The sequence below is a fragment of the Clostridium sp. 10cd* genome (assembly GCF_044336395.1).
GTDB classification, from domain to species: domain Bacteria; phylum Bacillota_I; class Bacilli_A; order Erysipelotrichales; family Erysipelotrichaceae; genus Clostridium_AQ; species Clostridium_AQ innocuum.
Genome location: NZ_CP172347.1, coordinates 52,796 through 71,129, shown reverse-complemented (window position 1 = coordinate 71,129; position 18,334 = coordinate 52,796). Strand labels below are relative to the sequence as shown.

14 protein-coding genes and 1 riboswitch are annotated in these 18,334 nt (G+C 43.4%); of the genes, 6 read left to right on the top strand and 8 right to left on the bottom strand.

Translation table 11 applies throughout. The features are described 5' to 3' along the window. Window positions 1–18: 18 nt before the first annotated feature. From ACG3M1_RS00310 to ACG3M1_RS00275, 8 genes are all read right to left on the bottom strand, one after another. Complete coding sequence (locus ACG3M1_RS00310; RefSeq protein WP_054344305.1) at window positions 19–1,626, bottom strand: flotillin family protein; 1,608 nt, start codon at window positions 1,624–1,626, stop codon at window positions 19–21. Window positions 1,627–1,725: 99 nt separating this feature from the next. After that, a complete protein-coding gene (locus tag ACG3M1_RS00305) occupies window positions 1,726–5,421 on the bottom strand; it encodes a phosphoribosylformylglycinamidine synthase (RefSeq protein ID WP_008818058.1) in 3,696 nt (1,231 codons plus the stop codon). A 17-nt stretch (window positions 5,422–5,438) separates the two neighbouring features. Next, window positions 5,439–5,939, bottom strand: a complete 501-nt coding sequence (gene purE, locus ACG3M1_RS00300) for a 5-(carboxyamino)imidazole ribonucleotide mutase (protein ID WP_002606742.1) — start codon at window positions 5,937–5,939, stop codon at window positions 5,439–5,441. A 186-nt stretch (window positions 5,940–6,125) separates the two neighbouring features. Beyond that, window positions 6,126–6,227: riboswitch (purine riboswitch) on the bottom strand. Window positions 6,228–6,932: 705 nt separating this feature from the next. Next, window positions 6,933–7,283: a hypothetical protein gene (locus ACG3M1_RS00295; RefSeq protein ID WP_009588965.1), complete on the bottom strand. Its 351-nt coding sequence runs from the start codon at window positions 7,281–7,283 to the stop codon at window positions 6,933–6,935. Further along, a complete protein-coding gene (locus ACG3M1_RS00290) occupies window positions 7,252–7,494 on the bottom strand; it encodes an AAA family ATPase (RefSeq protein ID WP_224720934.1) in 243 nt (80 codons plus the stop codon). Before ACG3M1_RS00290 ends, ACG3M1_RS00295 begins: the two co-directional genes overlap by 32 nt. 166 nt (window positions 7,495–7,660) lie before the next feature. Further along, window positions 7,661–8,584 carry a DUF1848 domain-containing protein gene (locus ACG3M1_RS00285; RefSeq protein WP_008818056.1) on the bottom strand — a complete coding sequence of 308 codons (924 nt, stop codon included), beginning with the start codon at window positions 8,582–8,584 and terminating at the stop codon, window positions 7,661–7,663. A gap of 603 nt (window positions 8,585–9,187) precedes the next feature. Next, entirely contained in the window at window positions 9,188–10,423 is a 1,236-nt protein-coding gene (locus ACG3M1_RS00280; RefSeq protein ID WP_008818055.1) for a pyridoxal phosphate-dependent aminotransferase, read from the bottom strand. A gap of 2 nt (window positions 10,424–10,425) precedes the next feature. Beyond that, window positions 10,426–11,511: a chorismate mutase gene (locus ACG3M1_RS00275; protein WP_002606737.1), complete on the bottom strand. Its 1,086-nt coding sequence runs from the start codon at window positions 11,509–11,511 to the stop codon at window positions 10,426–10,428. A gap of 457 nt (window positions 11,512–11,968) precedes the next feature. Here ACG3M1_RS00275 and aroB point away from each other — a divergent pair, with 457 nt between their 5' ends. From aroB to ACG3M1_RS00245, 6 genes are read left to right on the top strand one after another with little or no spacing between them, the layout of a single operon-like run. After that, window positions 11,969–12,982 (top strand): 3-dehydroquinate synthase, encoded by a 1,014-nt coding sequence (gene aroB, locus ACG3M1_RS00270; protein WP_002606736.1) that lies wholly within the window; start codon window positions 11,969–11,971, stop codon window positions 12,980–12,982. Continuing rightward, the gene (gene aroC, locus ACG3M1_RS00265) at window positions 12,979–14,076 is read left to right on the top strand and encodes a chorismate synthase (RefSeq protein WP_009270099.1); all 1,098 of its coding nucleotides are present in this window, start codon (window positions 12,979–12,981) and stop codon (window positions 14,074–14,076) included. Before aroB ends, aroC begins: the two co-directional genes overlap by 4 nt. 44 nt (window positions 14,077–14,120) lie before the next feature. After that, window positions 14,121–15,137, top strand: coding sequence for a 3-deoxy-7-phosphoheptulonate synthase (gene aroF, locus ACG3M1_RS00260; protein WP_009588963.1), 1,017 nt, complete (start codon window positions 14,121–14,123; stop codon window positions 15,135–15,137). Next, window positions 15,138–16,400 (top strand): 3-phosphoshikimate 1-carboxyvinyltransferase, encoded by a 1,263-nt coding sequence (gene aroA / locus ACG3M1_RS00255; protein ID WP_008818052.1) that lies wholly within the window; start codon window positions 15,138–15,140, stop codon window positions 16,398–16,400. Next, entirely contained in the window at window positions 16,397–17,245 is an 849-nt protein-coding gene (locus ACG3M1_RS00250) for a prephenate dehydrogenase (protein WP_008818051.1), read from the top strand. Before aroA ends, ACG3M1_RS00250 begins: the two co-directional genes overlap by 4 nt. 11 nt (window positions 17,246–17,256) lie before the next feature. Further along, complete coding sequence (locus tag ACG3M1_RS00245; protein ID WP_022300451.1) at window positions 17,257–18,198, top strand: CPBP family intramembrane glutamic endopeptidase; 942 nt, start codon at window positions 17,257–17,259, stop codon at window positions 18,196–18,198. Window positions 18,199–18,334 lie beyond the last annotated feature (136 nt).

Below are 18,334 nucleotides of genomic sequence, written 5' to 3'. Positions count from 1 at the left end.
CGTTCTCGCTTTCTTCTTTTATTTTTCCCAGGACATTTTATCATTGTCCGCTTTCTTTTCAACCGGTTTTTCCTCTACCGGCTTTACCGGTTTTTCAGGCTTTTTTTCATCCTGCTTCCTTACGCTGTCCACTGCCTGTACCACAACATTTGTATCGTTATCACTGGCTGGGATTCCGGAGAAATTCACATTTCTTGTGACCTTGGCATCATATGTATTCGCTCTGACGATTTCACCAAGATCAATACCGGTCGTTTCCTTCATGGATTCAAACAGCTTCGTCATGACACCGGGAACATTTCCGGCCACAGAATCAATGCTGCTGGAATCATTTCCGGAACCGATAACGGTGATCTTATCAATCTGTGTTAACGGCTCTGCAATCTTACCTGCCACATCCGGAAGAACCTTGATCAGCATTTCCGCCACGGCAGCTCCGGTATATTTCTGGTATGCCTCTGCTTTTTTATCCATTGCCTCTGCCTCGGCAATACCCTTTGCGCGAATTGCTTCCGCCTCCGCTTCACCAACCAGCTGAATACCCTGTGCTTCCCGTTCACGGCTGTATCGGTCCGCATCCGCTTTTGCACGCTGTGCTTCCGCTTCCTGCTGAATTTCGAACTTCTTTGCTTCTGCTTCCTTCTGACGCGTATACAGCTCTGCATCTGCTTTCTGCTGTATTGCGAATTTTTCAGCCTCCGCCTGTTTCTTGACCTCTGCCTCCAGTGCCTTTTCCTTAACCTCTGCCTCTTTTGACTTCAGAAGAACTTCCCGTTCCTGCTTCGCAATATTGGCATCCGCCGAGGTGACCTCAATCGTTTTTCTCTGATTTTCCTTTTCGATTTCATAAGCCGCATCTGCTGTCGCCTGCTTCACATCGGCAACCTTTTTCAGCTCTGCCTTCTGGATACTCAAATCATTGTTCTTGATTGCAATTTCACGCTCTGCCGCAACTCTGGCATCGTTTGCCTGACGATCGGCATCCGCCTTCGCAACAGCGATTTCCTTATCTGCTTCCGCCTTTGCGATTGCGGCTTTTTTCTTGATCTGTGAAATATTATCAATACCCAGATCGTCAATAACCCCGTTTGCATCTGTGAAGTTCTGAACATTGAAGCTGACGATATTCAGACCCATGGCCGCTAAATCCGGCATCGCATTTTCCTTTACCAGCTCAGCGAATTTCTGACGGTCACTCACCATTTCCTCCAGACGCATACGTCCAACGATTTCACGCATATTTCCCTCCAGAACCTCACGGGCAACGCGTGCCATGTAGTCACTGTTCTGATTCAGGAAGTTCTGTGCTGCAAGCTCCAGCTTATTGCTGTCACTGCCAACCTTAACATTTACTGCGGCATCTACCTGAATATTGATATAATCAGCGGTAGGTACCATACTGCTTGTTTTAACATCAATTGGAATCAGCTTCAGACTCAGCTTATCCAGACGCTCCAGAAACGGAATCTTGATACTTGCCTTTCCCACGATAATTTTCTTCCTCAAACCGGAAATGATATAGGCTGTGTCAGGCGGTGCCTTAACATAGCCTATTGTTACGATCAGAAGAAGCAAAATAATAACGATCGCCCCACCGATATAAGGCAGTAAGGATTGTATATCCATAATTGCTCCTCTTCTACGCATTTTGCCTTATCCTATATAGGTTTTGCTTCAATTGCTTCTCTTTTACGCATTTTGCCTATTCCTATATAGGTTTTGTTTTTATTTATTTCTGAAGTAGTTTACGCCATTCTGGAAAATATTCTGATATTTATCCCCATCAATATTTTTAAACAGTCCGTCTTCATAACGCTCACTGTGTCCCATCTTACCGAAGATTCTACCATCCAAGGAAGTAATACCTTCAATGGCATAGCTGGAACCGTTGATATTATAAGTACCATTCATCGTTGGATTGCCATCCAGATCTACATACTGTGTAGCAACCTGTCCGTTTTCAAACAGCTGCTTAGCAACCTCATCACTAACGACAAATTTACCTTCGCCATGTGACATCGCGATGGAATGTCCCTGTCCCGGTGTAAAGCTGGACAGCCATGGTGATTTGTTGGAGGTTATTTTCGTTGTCGCCATATGGGATACATGACGATTGATATTGTTTCTGAACAGAGTTGGTGATTCCTCACTCAGCTTGGTAATATCTCCATATGGCAGCAGACCGGATTTGATCAGTGCCTGGAATCCATTACAGATACCGAGAATCAGACCATCATTTGCCAACAGTGTCTGCACAGCCTTGTTTACGGAAGGATTGCTTAAGACATTGGCGATAAATTTACCGCTTCCATCCGGTTCATCCCCACTGGAGAAGCCGCCGACAACCATCAGAATCTGAGCCGATGCAATTTTTTCACTCAGCTCCTTCAAACTGCGTTCAATGCTTTCTACATTCAGATTGTTAAAGACATAGATTTCAGCTTCCGCACCTGCGCGCTCAAACTGCTGTTTTGTATCATATTCACAGTTCTGTCCAGGGAATACCGGAATAATAACCTTAGGCTTGTCTATCGTCTTTTTCGCATGAACACGCTCGTTTGCAGTATACTCCGGTGTTTCAATAACACCCTTTTCCTGATCCACTGTCATTGGATACATGGTGTTGTAGCGCTCACACCATGCGGTGATAGCTTTATCGATTGTGATGCATTCCTCATTGATGCAGATCGTGTCGGCATCCGTCGTTTTCCCAAGTAATACAAAGGCTTCATCGTAAATCGCTTCACTGCTCTCCACAACAATGCTTCCGATACTGAGATCAAAGATATGTTCGCTTGTCTTCACCTCAACACCGATTTTATTACCGAAGCTCATCTTGCATAGTGCTTCCGCAAGTCCTCCGAATTTCACAGTTGCGGCTGAGCAAATCACGCCTTTACGAATCAGCTCACGCACCTTGGCGAAGTTTGCTTTCAGTTCTTCATAATTCGGTGTTTGATTATCGTTCGGTGTATGCTTTATGTAATAGATATGATGTCCGGCTTCCTTGAACTCCGGTGAAATAATATGCTCTGTTTTTTCCGTTGTGACCGCAAAGGTAATCAAGGTTGGCGGAACACTGATGTCGTTAAATGTTCCGGACATGGAATCCTTACCACCGATGGCTGGAGTTTCAAATGCCATTTCCGCTTCAATCAGCCCCAGCAGTGCCTGCATTGGTTTTCCCCATTTTTCAGGATCGGTATGCAGTCGCTCAAAGTACTCCTGATTTGTCAGACGGCAGGTTTCATAGTTGCCACCCATGGCAGTAACACGGGCAAGTGCTTCAACAACAGAATAGCTGGCACCAAGATACGGAGAGTATAGCGACAGCTCCGGATGATAGCCGTGTGTCATGATGGAGCATGTATTGGTAAAGCCGAATACCGGCAGCTTCTGTACACTTCCTTCAGTTTCCGTTAACTGATATTTTCCGCCAAATGGCATGAGGACGGTTGATTTTCCAATGGAAGCATCAAACATTTCCGCAAGTCCGATCTGGGACGCCACATTGGGCTGTTTCAGGTTTTCTTCCACAGAGGTCACTTTGCTGTGGAATGGGTCGGTATCACTCAGGCCCTCACGGATCAGTACATCCTGGAGTCCGCGGACACCGTTGGTATCCAGAAAATCACGGGAGATGTTTACGATTTCTTCTCCATGGAAGCTCATCACCAGACGGCGCTCCTCTGTAACGACTGCGACAATGCAGGAATCCAGATTCTCTTCATATGCAAGCTGCTTGAATTCCTCAAATTTATCCGCTTCAATCAAAACAGCCATACGTTCCTGTGATTCAGAAATGGCAAGCTCTGTTCCGGATAAACCACTGTATTTTACAGGAACCTTATCCAGGTCAATTCTCAATCCATCCGCAATTTCACCTACTGCGACACTCACACCGCCGGCACCGAAGTCATTTGCCTTTTTGATCAGTTTCGTTGCCTTCGGATTACGGAACAATCTTTGCAGCTTACGCTCGATTGGCGCATTTCCCTTCTGAACCTCGCTGGAACATTTTGTAAGAGAGGTATCGTTATGCTCCTTACTGGAACCGGTTGCTCCACCGACACCGTCACGACCGGTTGCTCCACCAATCAGTACGACAATATCTCCGGTTTCCGGTTTTTTACGCACAACATTTTCTTTTGGTGCGGCGCCTACGACTGCACCTACCTCCATACGTTTTGCGACATAGCCGTCATTGAAGATTTCCTTTACATAGGTAGTTGCCAGACCAATCTGGTTCCCGTAGGAGGAATATCCTGCGGCAGCCCCCTTTGATATGCGGCTCTGCGGCAGCTTGTTTGGAAGTGCTTCTTTAATATCCTTTGTAATATCTCCGGCACCTGTGATACGCATTGCCTGATATACATAGCTTCTTCCGGACAGCGGATCACGAATTGCTCCGCCGATGCACGTGCTTGCACCGCCGAACGGTTCAATCTCCGTCGGATGATTGTGTGTTTCATTTTTAAACATCAACAGCCACTGCTGATCCTCACCATCTACATCCACGGTTACTTCAATGGAACATGCATTGATTTCATCGCTGATTTCCATATCATCCAGCTTACCTGTTTTCCGCAGATATTTACCCGCGATGGTAGCCATATCCATCAGCGTCACAAATTTCTTATTATCATGTACATCTTTTCTCAGCTTCAGATACAGCTCATATGCCTTCTGTATGGTATCCTGCAGACTGCCTGCATCAATCTTTACATTCTGAAGGATCGTTTCAAAGGTTGTATGACGACAGTGATCAGACCAGTAGGTATCCAGTACCTTCAGCTCTGTCAGCGTCAGATCACGCTCTTCCTCTTCCCTGAAGTATTTCTGAATATGCTGAACATCCGCCAGCGTCATAGCCAGCCCCTGTTCACTGCGCAATGCCTCCAGACCTGCTTCATCCAGATCACGGAAGCCACTTAAAACAGGTACCGGTTCAATCTCCACATCCTCCTCATACCCAAGTACGGCAAGATCCTTTTCTCTCATCTCTACCGGGTTGATCAGGTATTTCTTGACAGCCTGAATTTCTTCATCTGTAACACTGCCCTCCAGAATGACGATACGTCCGCTTTTGATTACAACATCCTGCTTGTTATTCAACAGCATCAGACACTGCTGTGCGCTGTCCGCACGCTGATCATACTGTCCTGGCAGGCATTCATATGCAATGAAGGTTTTTCCCTTCAGATCAATTTCATCAAAAACCTCATCCGTTACTTTCTCACTCAGAACCTTTTCTTTCAGAAGCTCCATGTCATGTTTATCCCCATGGAAGACATCATATACGTTATACATCTGTACACCCTGCAATCCTGCAAGATTCAGATTCTGCTTCAGTTCATGAAACAAAGAAGCGGATTCCACCTGAAATGCTTCCTTTTTCTTCACAAATACGCGATAATTCATAGTATATTCACCTTTCCCTATTCCACTTCAATCACGGAATCTTTGATTACTTTTTCTGCCATGGAAGCCTTGAATGCGACCATTTTTTCAGCCATTGCTTCATCGCTTAACGCAAGCATCTGTGCTGCCAGAATAGCGGCATTCTTTGCACCTGCTTTTCCGATTGCAACTGTTGCGACCGGTATTCCTCCAGGCATCTGGACAGTGGACAGCAAGGAATCCATTCCACCCAGTGCACTTGTTTGAATCGGAACGCCGATTACCGGCAGTGTTGTGCTGGATGCGATAACTCCACCCAAATGAGCAGCTCCGCCTGCAGCCGCAATAATAACCTTGATTCCACGATCCTTGGCACCTTCTGCCAGTTTGATAACTTCATTCGGTGTCCGATGGGCACTTAATGCGTGTGCTTCAAAAGGAATACCGAATTCCTTCAGCTGGTTGAAACAGTTCTCCATTGTTGGCAAGTCGGAACGGCTTCCCATTAAAATACTGACGACAGGTTTGATTTCACTCATTTGTTTTTCCTCCTTGAAATAAAAAAATACATATCGTTTTCACCAATATGTACACTAAAAACCGTTAAATTGTGTAATTGTTATAGCGTATCTTCTTAAGACCATAAGTAAGACCTCCTATAAAAATTATAAAGACGCACCGGCCTGCAATATAAAAAGCAAACAAGTACGTCCCAGAACAAAAAGAAAGAGTAATTGTTTGCTTGTAGCCCGTTCGTTTACGGTGAACGGCTAGAAACTCCCTGACCTTATTACAGGGTATATACAAGCATGTATGTCAATACATGTCTATTTTACTAGAAACCTGATTTTATTACAATAGATAAAGTGAATTTTCTTATCTGATTTTCTCAATTTCGGATTCCTGAGGAAACTACGGGATATGTATGCGGTTTATTCAGAATATAGGCGTATTCTTTTTCATGCTTTGTAACTATATACTTTCAAAATTATCCTATCCAATTTATTTATCATATCGTATTATATCAACTCCATACGCATCCTATATCCATAAAAAGCATTTTCTTGCATCTTTATTATGATAATTTTTGGATCATAAGACGCAATAAAGAGGTTTCAGAGAACATTATAATTTCGACTAACAAATAAGCGATGAAAAATAGCAAACAATTATTTAAAAAAACCGTGAAACCAGACTTTCTAGTTATCACAGCTTTTTTTAATGTAAAGCATTCAAATATCTTTCAAGGATGTAATTACACAGGACTTTTTATGGAATGCTATTCCATATCCTATAATATCTTCATAGCCATCTGCATACAATCCCTCTATATATTTCTGATTTTTGATTTGTTCACAAGCCTTTTCTGCCATCGGCTTTAGGTCTACAACCTGTCAAAATACCTTTTTCTAAAGCATCATTTGTTTTAAGGGCTGCACTAAACACATGCCTGAGAAAGTCTACCATTTCATCATAGTAGCCATTCAAATATGCAGTCTGTAAAGGAACATCACGCCATGGGCGGGCAGCGCCTATTCATCAATCAGAATAATGACTTTTTTCTGAAAATGCAGTTGCATACAAATACTGATTTTAAACAAAGCATCCATTAAGTTGCTTATGGTTGAGGTCTCATTTTGATACTGTGTCAACAAATTTTTCTGTGCAGTATTTAACATTGGACTATTCAGCAATTCCGAATTTGCATTAACAATGTCTGAAATTATAGAACTGAATTTCTCAATCTGCATCTTATAATCAGCTCTTTTCATATCCTTTAAGGTGATAAATACAACTGGATATGCATGCTGATGAAGCAAAGCATCACAATCATTTGAAATTTCAAGATTATCAAAAAGATACGCATTCTCTTTCTCTTTCATAGAAAAGAAATAATATAGCACGCCTGGGCGGGCAGCGCCTACTCATATTTAATGTTTTTCCCGCTACTAGCGCGCCTCTTGTCGGATACCAAAGGTATCGCGATACTATTCTGTGAAACCGACGCGGTCTTGTGTACAGTGCAACTTTTTCATTAAGCACTTCCTTAATGAATAGGGTTTTATCAACATAATAATAACCTTCATCTATCATAGTTTGAAGTTCTCTATACCAATTGGCAAACAATTCATTCTCCCTTGTGTGTTTATTATACCACGCTATGAATCACGAACAAAAGGAAAATGGCATGGATAGAACAAGTTATGCAATAGAAACTTCAAGTTAGGATTTCCTTATCATACCTGAAAATATTTTCGTCCTACAGCAGTGAAATCTGACGGATATGCTTATCCTCTCGTATCGTAATCTTGTCCTCTTCATCAAGGTGTCCCAGCAGGACGCTGCTTTGCGGATCATGGAGCTTCATTCTTTCCGCAATCTGTTTTTCATTATAATTGGCATAGCAGTACCGACAGCCGTGCGGACAACAGTTATAATCACCGATATCAACCGTCGGCATGCAGCCACAGACAGATCGCACACCCTTTCCCTGAATATGATCCAAGGAATGCTGTACCAGTCTCTCAAGCTTTTTACGATCCATACAGAGTCCCTTGTGAATATGATAGGGGGAAAGATCAATATCCTCTGCACATGTTTGTATATGTACAGCATAGCGCTCAGCGACACTGCCCAGTGCCTTTCCGACATCCAGCATATCCTGTCGGCGCATTTCCTGTAGCTGCATACGCTTCTGATTGCCTGCCGTATTCTTATACATATCCACAAATGAAATGATAATTGTATCCACATAGCCCTCCAACTGGCTGCACAGCTTTTCAAATGCCCGCCGATGGTACTCCACGGTATATTTGGGAGTAAGCAGGATCGGGTCATAGCGAACGATTACACGATCCTTTCCCAGTCGCAGTGACATTTCTCTTACCGCATTTACGATTTCCTTTTTGGATGCTACATGTTCCTCGATATCCTCATGATAAGGTGTCAGCGTAATCTGAAACTGATAGAGAAAGGGTACTTCCTCCAGTCTGTTCATCATGGGAATCGGATTTTTTGTACAAAACAGAATACCATCAATATTTTGTTCATTCAGATAAATACGACTGATTTGATGAGGATTGAACGGGTTTCTAACATCCACGAAGCCTTCCTGAAGCCGATTGAAAAACCATGTGCTGTAGAATGCCGGTATATCACAGCGTCCGCTTACAAAAAGTATCATGCTATCCCTCATTTCTTTTCTTATACTATACCATAACCTTCATTCGAACTGCACGAATTTGGTTTCTATGATGTATATTCTGATTTACATATTCCTTCGAATACTGAAAAGATGGGAAAATTGTAAAATTGAAATTTAAAATGGTAAGTAAAGCTGCAAAACTACGCCATTATAAGGGTGGAAAAGTTACAGGAAGCTGAGAAGTACTGAACGATAACAATGACTCTGATGAAGGAATTATGTATGGGAATAAGCGTTCATGGTGACTTGTCCCAGACAGACAGCAACAACAGGCGTGCTTGATTTTGTCATATATAACAGCTCCGTATCTCCATGATAGTAAATTCAGAAAAGCAGCAGAAAAAAACGGCACTTTTTACAATGTCTTACCGGATTTAGAAGATGGTATTCAGGATGCAGCTTTTAAAGTCAGAATGCGGAGATTATTACAAAAAGCGATTTACCGATTATAGGATTATATTTTTATGAACTGGAAAAGCTAAAAAAACGATATACAAAGTGAATACATCGGATTACGAAAAGCGTAAAAGCAGACCGCAATACCCGGTCTGCTTATCTATATCATGCTAATGTAATATGCGTCTATTTACATGTATCAAGTATTTCCTTCATGCGCTTCGCAAGCCCTCTGCATTTCTCACTGCTTAGAGAGCACACCGCAACACGAATGCCCTTATTTACCTTTACTGTATAAATATGCTGCTTCATCAGGCTTTCGTGGAAGACATCACGCAATGCATTGTCCTCGATTCTCACAGTTACGAAGAAGCCCTCTTTATAAGGATAGTAATCCAATCCGCAGGCATCTGCTTCTTCTGTAAAGATGTCACTTCTCTTTTTCAGAAGCTCCACATACATCGCCTTTTCCTTCATATACGCATCATAATTGGTTGTTGTAACATATGTGAAATTTTCCATAGCAGCATTCGGCACATTGCTCCAGGTAGCTCTGGCCGCCTTCTCAAATACGATTTCCACATCGCGTACAGCTTCCTTTGTCTGTGCCAACAGAATAGCGGCACCACAACGCAAGCCATAGGAGGTCAGCGCCTTGCTGCAGCTGAAGGCAATTACAGCCATAACATTTTCTGAAAAATCATTAAATGTCTTTATATAATTTCGGCAATGCTCTAAATCATAAGAAAAATCAATATAAGCAATGTCATTGAGAAGCACTACCGGCACTTCCTTTCCACATTCGTTCAGGAATGCCACAATCTCCTGCCATTCCTCCATACTCATAGAGTAACCAGTTGGATTATGACATGGATCATTGATTACCAGCAGCAGCTTCTTCTGCGTTTTCATAACCTCACGGCAGGCTTCCTTTAAGGACTCTACATTGAAATGATCTCCCTCAAACAGAGAATAGGTTTTCACCTTCAGATTATCCATGGTCGCCATCAGCCTATAGCTGCCCCATGCGATTTCAGGGAGAATAACCGTTTCCCCTTCATCCAGTATTTCCTGCATGGTGATCGCTACTGCCCCGGTCCCCCCCGGTGTGGCAATCACACTGTGTACCAGAGTTGAGCCCGTGCCGCCCACGATCCATTCATAAACCTGCTTACGGAAAGAATCATTGCCGACAAAGCTGGCCGCGTAGGTAGCCTTTGTTTCCTTTGCTATTTCGTTATAAGGTGTAAACACGCTGTCAAAGGCAACGATGTTCCCTTCTTCATTATATAAAGAGCCGATGGTCGCATCGACAACCTGCTCTGCACCGATGGCAGCCTTGGCTTCCTTTGCCTTTTTCACAATAGCGAATACTGTATCTTCGATTGGCGCCTTATTGACGTTCTGTTTTACAAAACTCATATTCATCCCTGCTTTCTTTCATCGTTTTGATATGCTCCGAGTATCTTTACCTCTTCACATGCTTCCTTTAAATCGTGGATCAGATGCTGTTCCTTTGCATCCTTCAGATTTCCTTCTATTTCCACATAGAAATAGTATTCCCATGGACGTTCCTTTATCGACCTGGACTTAATACTCTGCATGTTAAATCCATACTGAGCGATAATATTCATCGCATGTACGAGTGCACCTGCCTTGTGGTGTGTGGTAAAAGCGAGCGAGAAGCGATTGCCCTGCTGTATCAGCTGTTTACTGATGATGATGAAGCGTGTCGTATTCTGTTCACTTGTATTGATATCCTCCGCAAGTATATCCAGACCATACAGCTCTGCATTTTCCTTCGCGGCAATGGCAGCCTTGGATTTATCATTTTCTTTCGCAACATACTCTGCCGCAAGCGCAGTGTTCGGATATGGTATCAGCTCATAGCCGCGTCCCTCCAGAAATTTCTTTGACTGATATATCGCCTGATCCTTGGAATACACCTGTTTGATATCCGCTAGAGATGCTCCCTTTACACCTAGCAGATTCTGTGATATCTGCAAATCGTATATATCATTGATATATACATCATAACGCATCAGAAGATCCAGTACCTCTCCCACTTCACCAGTATATGAATTTTCAAACGGAATGACTCCATAGGCCACTTCCCGCTCCGTTACTGCATGAAATACGTCTTCAAAGGAGGCATAGCTTTTCTTTCGGTGATCCAAAAACACCCGCTCAGCAGCAATATGGGAAAATGCTCCTTCTGTCCCGGAATAACCGATAAGATCCCGGTTAATGATCGATCGCTGATATTTTCTAGAGATTGCCATCATTTCACTGATAAATTCTATGTAGCTGTCCCTGTATTCCTCACGCTGAATAAATGCTGTATTATGTTCAATAACATACTGTTCTCTTGATGTATCCAAAACCTTCATCTGATGCGCCTGTTTGTAACGGATAACATCTTCAACCGCCTGCATGCGCTGTTCAAAAAGTTTTGCCATTTCCTCATCAATCGCATTGATCCGTTTTCGGGCATCATCCAATAAACTCATAAACTCACCCCTGTTTCCACAATATTATACAATAATTCTATTTAACTTCCTATCATAAATTCAAAACTTACATGAATTTATGAAAAGTTTTACAAATTGTGTGCAAATAGTATCATCCAAAACTCATTGTGCTGTAACGGATAGCTGTATAGAGTCCTCCTATACCGTCTTAACTCTGTCATCAGCAATAGCGGCATCATGTTTTCATTGCATTTTCATAAACTGAAATTATTTTCATAAATTTGTGTTTTTTTCTTGTAATTATGCATAAAGTATATTATCATATTGGTAATTGGAGTGATTTGACCATGATACAGAAAGCATACTTTTATTACTTTGAATAGTCCGTTATAAAGCCATTGAAGAAGTCATGGTTATTTTCACTTTATAACGAGCACACAAAAGCATCTGCGATACACACAGGATGCTTTTTTTTCATAAAAGGGAGGATATTGTTATGAAATTACACGTTGATTTAAAGGAGAACGGATATGACATCCTGATGGAACACGGGATACTGTATCGTTTAAATGACTATATTGATTTAAACCGCAAGGTGATGATTGTTACAGACAGCGGCGTACCGGAGGCCTATGCAAATATCGTACGGGAACAATGTAAGAAAGGGTATGTGCATGTCATAGAACAGGGGGAGGATTCCAAGGACCTTGCCGTCTTCAAGGAAATCAATGAGGATCTGCTGGCACACAAGTTTTCCAGAAAGGATTGTGTAGTCGCTCTTGGAGGAGGAGTCGTCGGTGATCTGGCAGGTTATGTGGCAGCCTCCTATATGCGGGGAATCGACTTCATACAGATACCGACAACCACACTTTCACAGATAGACTCCAGTATCGGTGGAAAGGTTGCTATCAATCTGGATGAGGTTAAAAATATCGTCGGTGCCTTCTATCAGCCAAAAATGGTCTTTATCGATCCGGAAACATTGCATACGCTTCCCAGAAGGCACTATATCAACGGCCTGATGGAAGCACTGAAAGCCGGACTGATCTATGATGCCTCCCTGTTTGCATTGTTTGAGCATGGAGATATTGAAAAAGATCTGGATACGATTATTGAAAAAGCTTTGTATGTGAAAAAGAGTGTTGTCGAGCAGGATGAACGGGAACAGGGACTGCGCAAGATTCTGAACTTCGGTCATACCATCGGACATGCCATTGAAAGCTATTATCACCTGAGTGAGTATCTGCACGGGGAATGTGTTGCTTTGGGAATGCTGTATTTTATCGAGGATGAACAGCTGAAGCAGCGTGTTATCAGCGTGTATGAGCGTCTGGGTATCCCCACACATGTGGACTTTGACCCGGAAGCGGTATATCAGCTTTTATGCAGAGATAAGAAAGCGGACGGTGATCATGTAACGATCGTTCATGTTCCAAAGGCAGGAACAGCGGAACTGATAGAAACCCCGCTTGATGAAGTACGTACTATATTGAAAGGAACACAAGCATGAAAAATACATTCGGACATAATTATTCTGTGACAATTTTTGGAGAAAGCCATGGGGAAGCCATCGGCTGCGTGATTGACGGTCTTGCGCCGGGAATTAAACTGGATATGGATTTTATAGCCTCCGTCATGGAAAAGCGAAAAGCAAAGGGCAGAATATCCACACAGCGAAAAGAGGCAGATGAGCTGCATATCGTCAGTGGCTATTTCAATGGTCATACAACCGGTACACCGTTGACGATTCTCATTGAAAATACAAACACAAGAAGTCATGATTACGAAAAGACGAAATATCGGCTGCGCCCTTCTCATGCAGACTATACTGCCAATGAAAAGTATATGGGCTGGCAGGACTATCGCGGTGGCGGTCATTTCAGCGGCAGAATCACTGCACCGCTGGTAGCGGCAGGTGCAATCGCTATGCAGGTACTGAAGGAAAAGGGAATTCTGATAGGAAGCCATATTCAGAAAAGCAGAACCATAGAGGATATTCCGTTTTCTGAGAATATAGAGGAATTACAGAAACAGGTGGAACGTGTCAATACAATGGATTTTGCGGTACTGGATGATACAGCAGCTGCAGATATGAAAGCGATGATAGAGGAAGCGGCAAATGAAGGCGACAGTGTGGGCGGTATTCTGGAGAGCTGTATTCTGAACGTTCCGGCAGGTCTGGGAGAACCGTTCTTCGATTCGCTGGAAAGCACACTGAGTCATCTGTTATTCAGTGTTCCAGCGGTAAAGGGAATTGAATTCGGTCTGGGCTTTGGTTTTTCGGATGTGTATGGAAGTGAAGCCAATGATCCGATCACCTATGACAAGGGATTTCATACCGCTACAAATAACAATGGTGGAATCAACGGCGGGATTTCCAATGGAATGCCGATTCGCATCCGTACGGTTATCAAGCCGACAGCGTCTATATATAAGGAACAGAATACGGTGGATTTAAAGACTCACGAAGCAGTGAAGCTTCAGATTCAGGGGCGTCATGATCCGGCAATTATTCATCGGGCAAGAATCGTCGTGGACAGTGTGCTTGCCATTGGCATTCTGGATCAGCTGATGGAGCGATCAGCAACCCTGACAATGAAATAAAAAAAACACCGGCACAGTAACATATATAAGAGGAGGAAGCAGATATGATTATCACAATGAAGAAAAGTGCAACAAAAGCAGATATTGAGCATGTCATGAAGCAGCTGAAGGATAAGGGGCTTCAGATTCATGAGAGTATTGGTGAAAACCTCAATGTCTTCGGCGTTGTTGGAGATACATCACAGGTTGACCCGAAGCGCATTGAGGCGAACAAGCATGTGGAAAGTGTTGTCCGCGTATCATCCCCGTATAAGAAGGCAAGCCGGATGTTTCATCCGGAGGATACGATAGTAGAGGTAAACGGCATTCACATCGGCGGAAAGGAAAAAATCGTTGTCATTGGCGGTCCCTGCTCTGTTGAAGGGAAAGATATGATTTGTCATATCGCTCATGAGGTAAAGGATGCAGGAGGAGTGATGCTTCGTGGGGGAGCCTACAAGCCAAGAACAAGTCCGTATGCATTTCAGGGTATGGGAACAGAAGGAATTCTCGCGCTTGCACAGGCAAGAAAGCAAACCGGTCTTCCTGTTGTTACTGAGCTGATGAGTGCCGATAAGCTGGATGAATTTGTAGAGCATGTCGATGTCATTCAGATCGGTGCCAGAAATATGCAGAATTTTGACCTTTTAAAGGCTGTTGGAAAAACAAACAAGCCGGTACTGCTGAAACGTGGACTGGCCAATACGATTGAAGAATGGATCATGTCCGCAGAGTATATTCTTTCTGAAGGAAATACGAATGTCATGCTGTGTGAGCGCGGTATCCGCACCTTTGAACCTTATACACGAAATACCCTCGATTTGAGTGTAGTTCCTATTATCAAGAAAAAAACACATCTTCCGATTATCATTGATCCAAGTCATGCGACCGGTGATTGGGAGCTGGTGGAGGCAGCTTCGCTTGCAGCAATCGCAGCTGGTGCCGACGGACTGATTGTGGAGGTACACGATCATCCGGAATGCGCATGGAGTGATGGCGCACAGTCTCTCAAGCCGGATAACTTTAAAGAGCTGATCCGCAAGGGAAAGGCTATCGCAGGTGTAATCGGGAGGGCGATGTAAATGAAAGCCCATGTAGCTCCATCCATCTGCAGTGGTCATGTTGTCATTCCGCCAAGTAAAAGCATGGCACATCGTGCGATTATCTGTGCCTCTCTGGCGAACGGCACCAGCGTCATAAAAAACGTTGCCTATTCGCAGGATATCAAAACCACGATTGCCGGCATGCAGCAGCTTGGTGCCGATATCCGCATGGAAGCAGATCAGGTTACTGTTACCGGAATCAAAGATTTTACAATAAAGAACAAAGAAGTGTTTTGCTGTGAATCCGGCTCCACTCTTCGTTTCTTCATTCCGATTTTCTCTCTCTGCAATCAGGAAATCACCTTCACCGGTCAGGGCAGACTGCTGCAGCGCCCGCAGAAGGTTTATGAGGATTTGTTCCACGCGCAGGGGCTCACCTTCCGACAGGATGCATCCGGTATCACGATCCGTGAATGTCTGAAATCCGGTGATATTACATTACAGGGTGATGTCAGCTCACAGTTTATCAGCGGATTGCTGTTCACACTGCCACTCCTGCAGGAGGATTCCACCATTCACATCCTTCCGCCCTTTGAATCCAGAAGCTATGTTGATCTCACGCTGCAAATGCTGAAAACCTATGGCATACAAGCTTCCTTCGAAGATGATCTGACCATTCATATTCCGGGCAATCAGCAGTATACAGCATGTGACTATACGATCGAAGGAGACTATTCACAGCTTGCCTTCTTTGCTGTTCTTGCCGCATGCAATCATGATCTTACCATTACCGGTGTTCATCACGATTCCAGGCAGGGAGATAAAAAAATTCTCTCGATACTGAAGGACTTTGGTGTACGCATTGAAGAGGTAAAAAACGGCTATCATATTTATAAAAGCAGCCTGCATGGCTGTAGAATCGATCTTGCGGACTGCCCGGATCTCGGACCGATCCTAACTGTCCTTGCTATGTATTCCCCGGGAAATACCAATATCTACAATGCAGGCAGACTGCGTATCAAGGAAAGTGACCGCATTGAAGCAATGGAACAGGAGCTGCGCAAATTCGGTGTGGATATTCATTCCACAGAGGATGAAATCTTTATTACCGGCAACTCCTCCTATACCTGTGCGAGCGAGCTTTCCTCCCATAATGATCATCGTATCGTTATGGCGCTCAGTGTCGCAGCGACCTGCAGCAACACCTCCTGCATCATTGATGGTGCTCAGGCAATTCAAAAAAGCTATCCTACATTCTTTGAAGATTTACAGTCCATTGGTGGAAAGGTGGAGCTGTTATGATACAGGAGAATACACGATTTCTTATTGTCGGATTAGGTCTGATCGGTGGCAGCTATGCCATGGGCTTAAAGAAAAACGGCTATCATGTTGATGCCATTGAAATCAACCAGCTCAGCATTGACTATGCAATCAAGCATAACATCATCGATCGCGGTTCAACATTTGATATTGACTATATAAAGGAAGCTGATATCATAATAAGCGGACTATATCCAAATATGACGGTAGACTGGATAACCACCTATCAGAAATATTTCAAGCCCGGTGCTCTGATTACAGATGTAAGCTCCGTGAAAACAGGTGTTGTAGAACCCATTCAGAAAATCATTCGCAGGGATGTGGAGTTCATAAGCTCCCATCCAATGGCAGGTAAGGAAGTCAGCGGAGTAAAATTCGCAGACGATTCCATCTTCCATATTGCCAACTTCATTATTCTGCCCACAGAAAGCAATACGAAGGAAGCAGTTGCGACCATGCGCCAGTTTGCCGAAATACTCGGATTCAGTAACATCTCCGAGCTGACCGTTGCACAGCATGATGAAATGATCGGCTTTGTTTCACATCTGACACATGCTATTGCGGTTTCTCTTATGAACACCAATGACAACACCCACCTGGTAGAATACACCGGTGACTCCTTTCGTGATCTGACAAGAATTGCGAAAATCAACGAGAATCTGTGGAGTGAGGTATTCTTTCTGAATAAAGAGAACCTGATTCGGGAAATTGATGATTTCATACAGGAGGTCAATCATCTGAAAGCAACCCTGGAGCAGGATGATGTGGACGGGCTAAAGGAGCTGTTTATTCAATCTACTGCAAGACGTAAGCTCTTTGACCGATAGGAGGTATCCGAATGGAACATGAGCCGTATCTGGAAGAGGAACATAAAGATCAGCTATGCAAAAAGGACTGTAAACGTATAGCCGGCTCTCTGCTTTTCTATTATATTTTATTATTTGCCTGTGCCTTTACCTTAGGAATCATAAGCAGTGCATACATCATGTCAGGCGCTTCGCAAACAGAGCTTGAAACAATCACAAACATCTTCAGTATGATAGCAACCTGCTTTGTAACGATTTTAACGCTTGTAATATATAAAAAGAAGCTGCATGTAACAATACCGTACTCTCTATGCAAGGAATGGAATTTTCTTTCCATCCTTCGCTATACGATTATCGCTATGGGATTGTCTGGAGCAGCTGGAATTCTTATACAGCTGATAAATCAGATCCTCATCCATTTTGGCTGGGTCATGACAACGCCGGATTTCTCCATGAAGCCGGATATCACCTACAATCTAAGCATTGTACTCTCCACCTGTATCATTGCGCCGATCATGGAAGAGCTTCTCTTTCGCGGATTGATACTGCAAACGCTGAAAAGATATGGAAATGTCTTCGCTATTCTTGTGACAAGTCTGCTGTTTGCATTGCTGCATGGAAATCTTCCGCAGAGTGTCCCTGTTTTTGCTCTCAGTATGATGATTTGCTATGTTGTTTTAACGTCGGGTAGTATCCTGCCAGGTATAGCGATTCATTTTCTGAATAACGCTTTCGCAATCATGGAAGTCTCACTGCTTTCAGACAACGGCCAGATTTCTACAGTCTTTCTTATACTGGAAGCGCTGTTTCTGCTGTATGCGATGTTTACTCTCTATCAGAAAAGACTGATCATACGGAATTATATAATTCATAACAGAGGTTCCCGTGTTCGTACCTTTTTCAGTAACTGGATATCGATCCTCTTTCTGGTCTTATGTGTTTTCATTATGATTACAAGCTTTCAACGTACATAAAACAAGGATGCGCCTGCCTGCACACTCACGGCAGAAAGGAGCATCCCTTTTATTTCTTTCTAGCGGACATATGTATAACAGAATTGATAGACGCAGTATGCTGTTATGATTTGAGTTTCTCAAGTCTGCATGAACC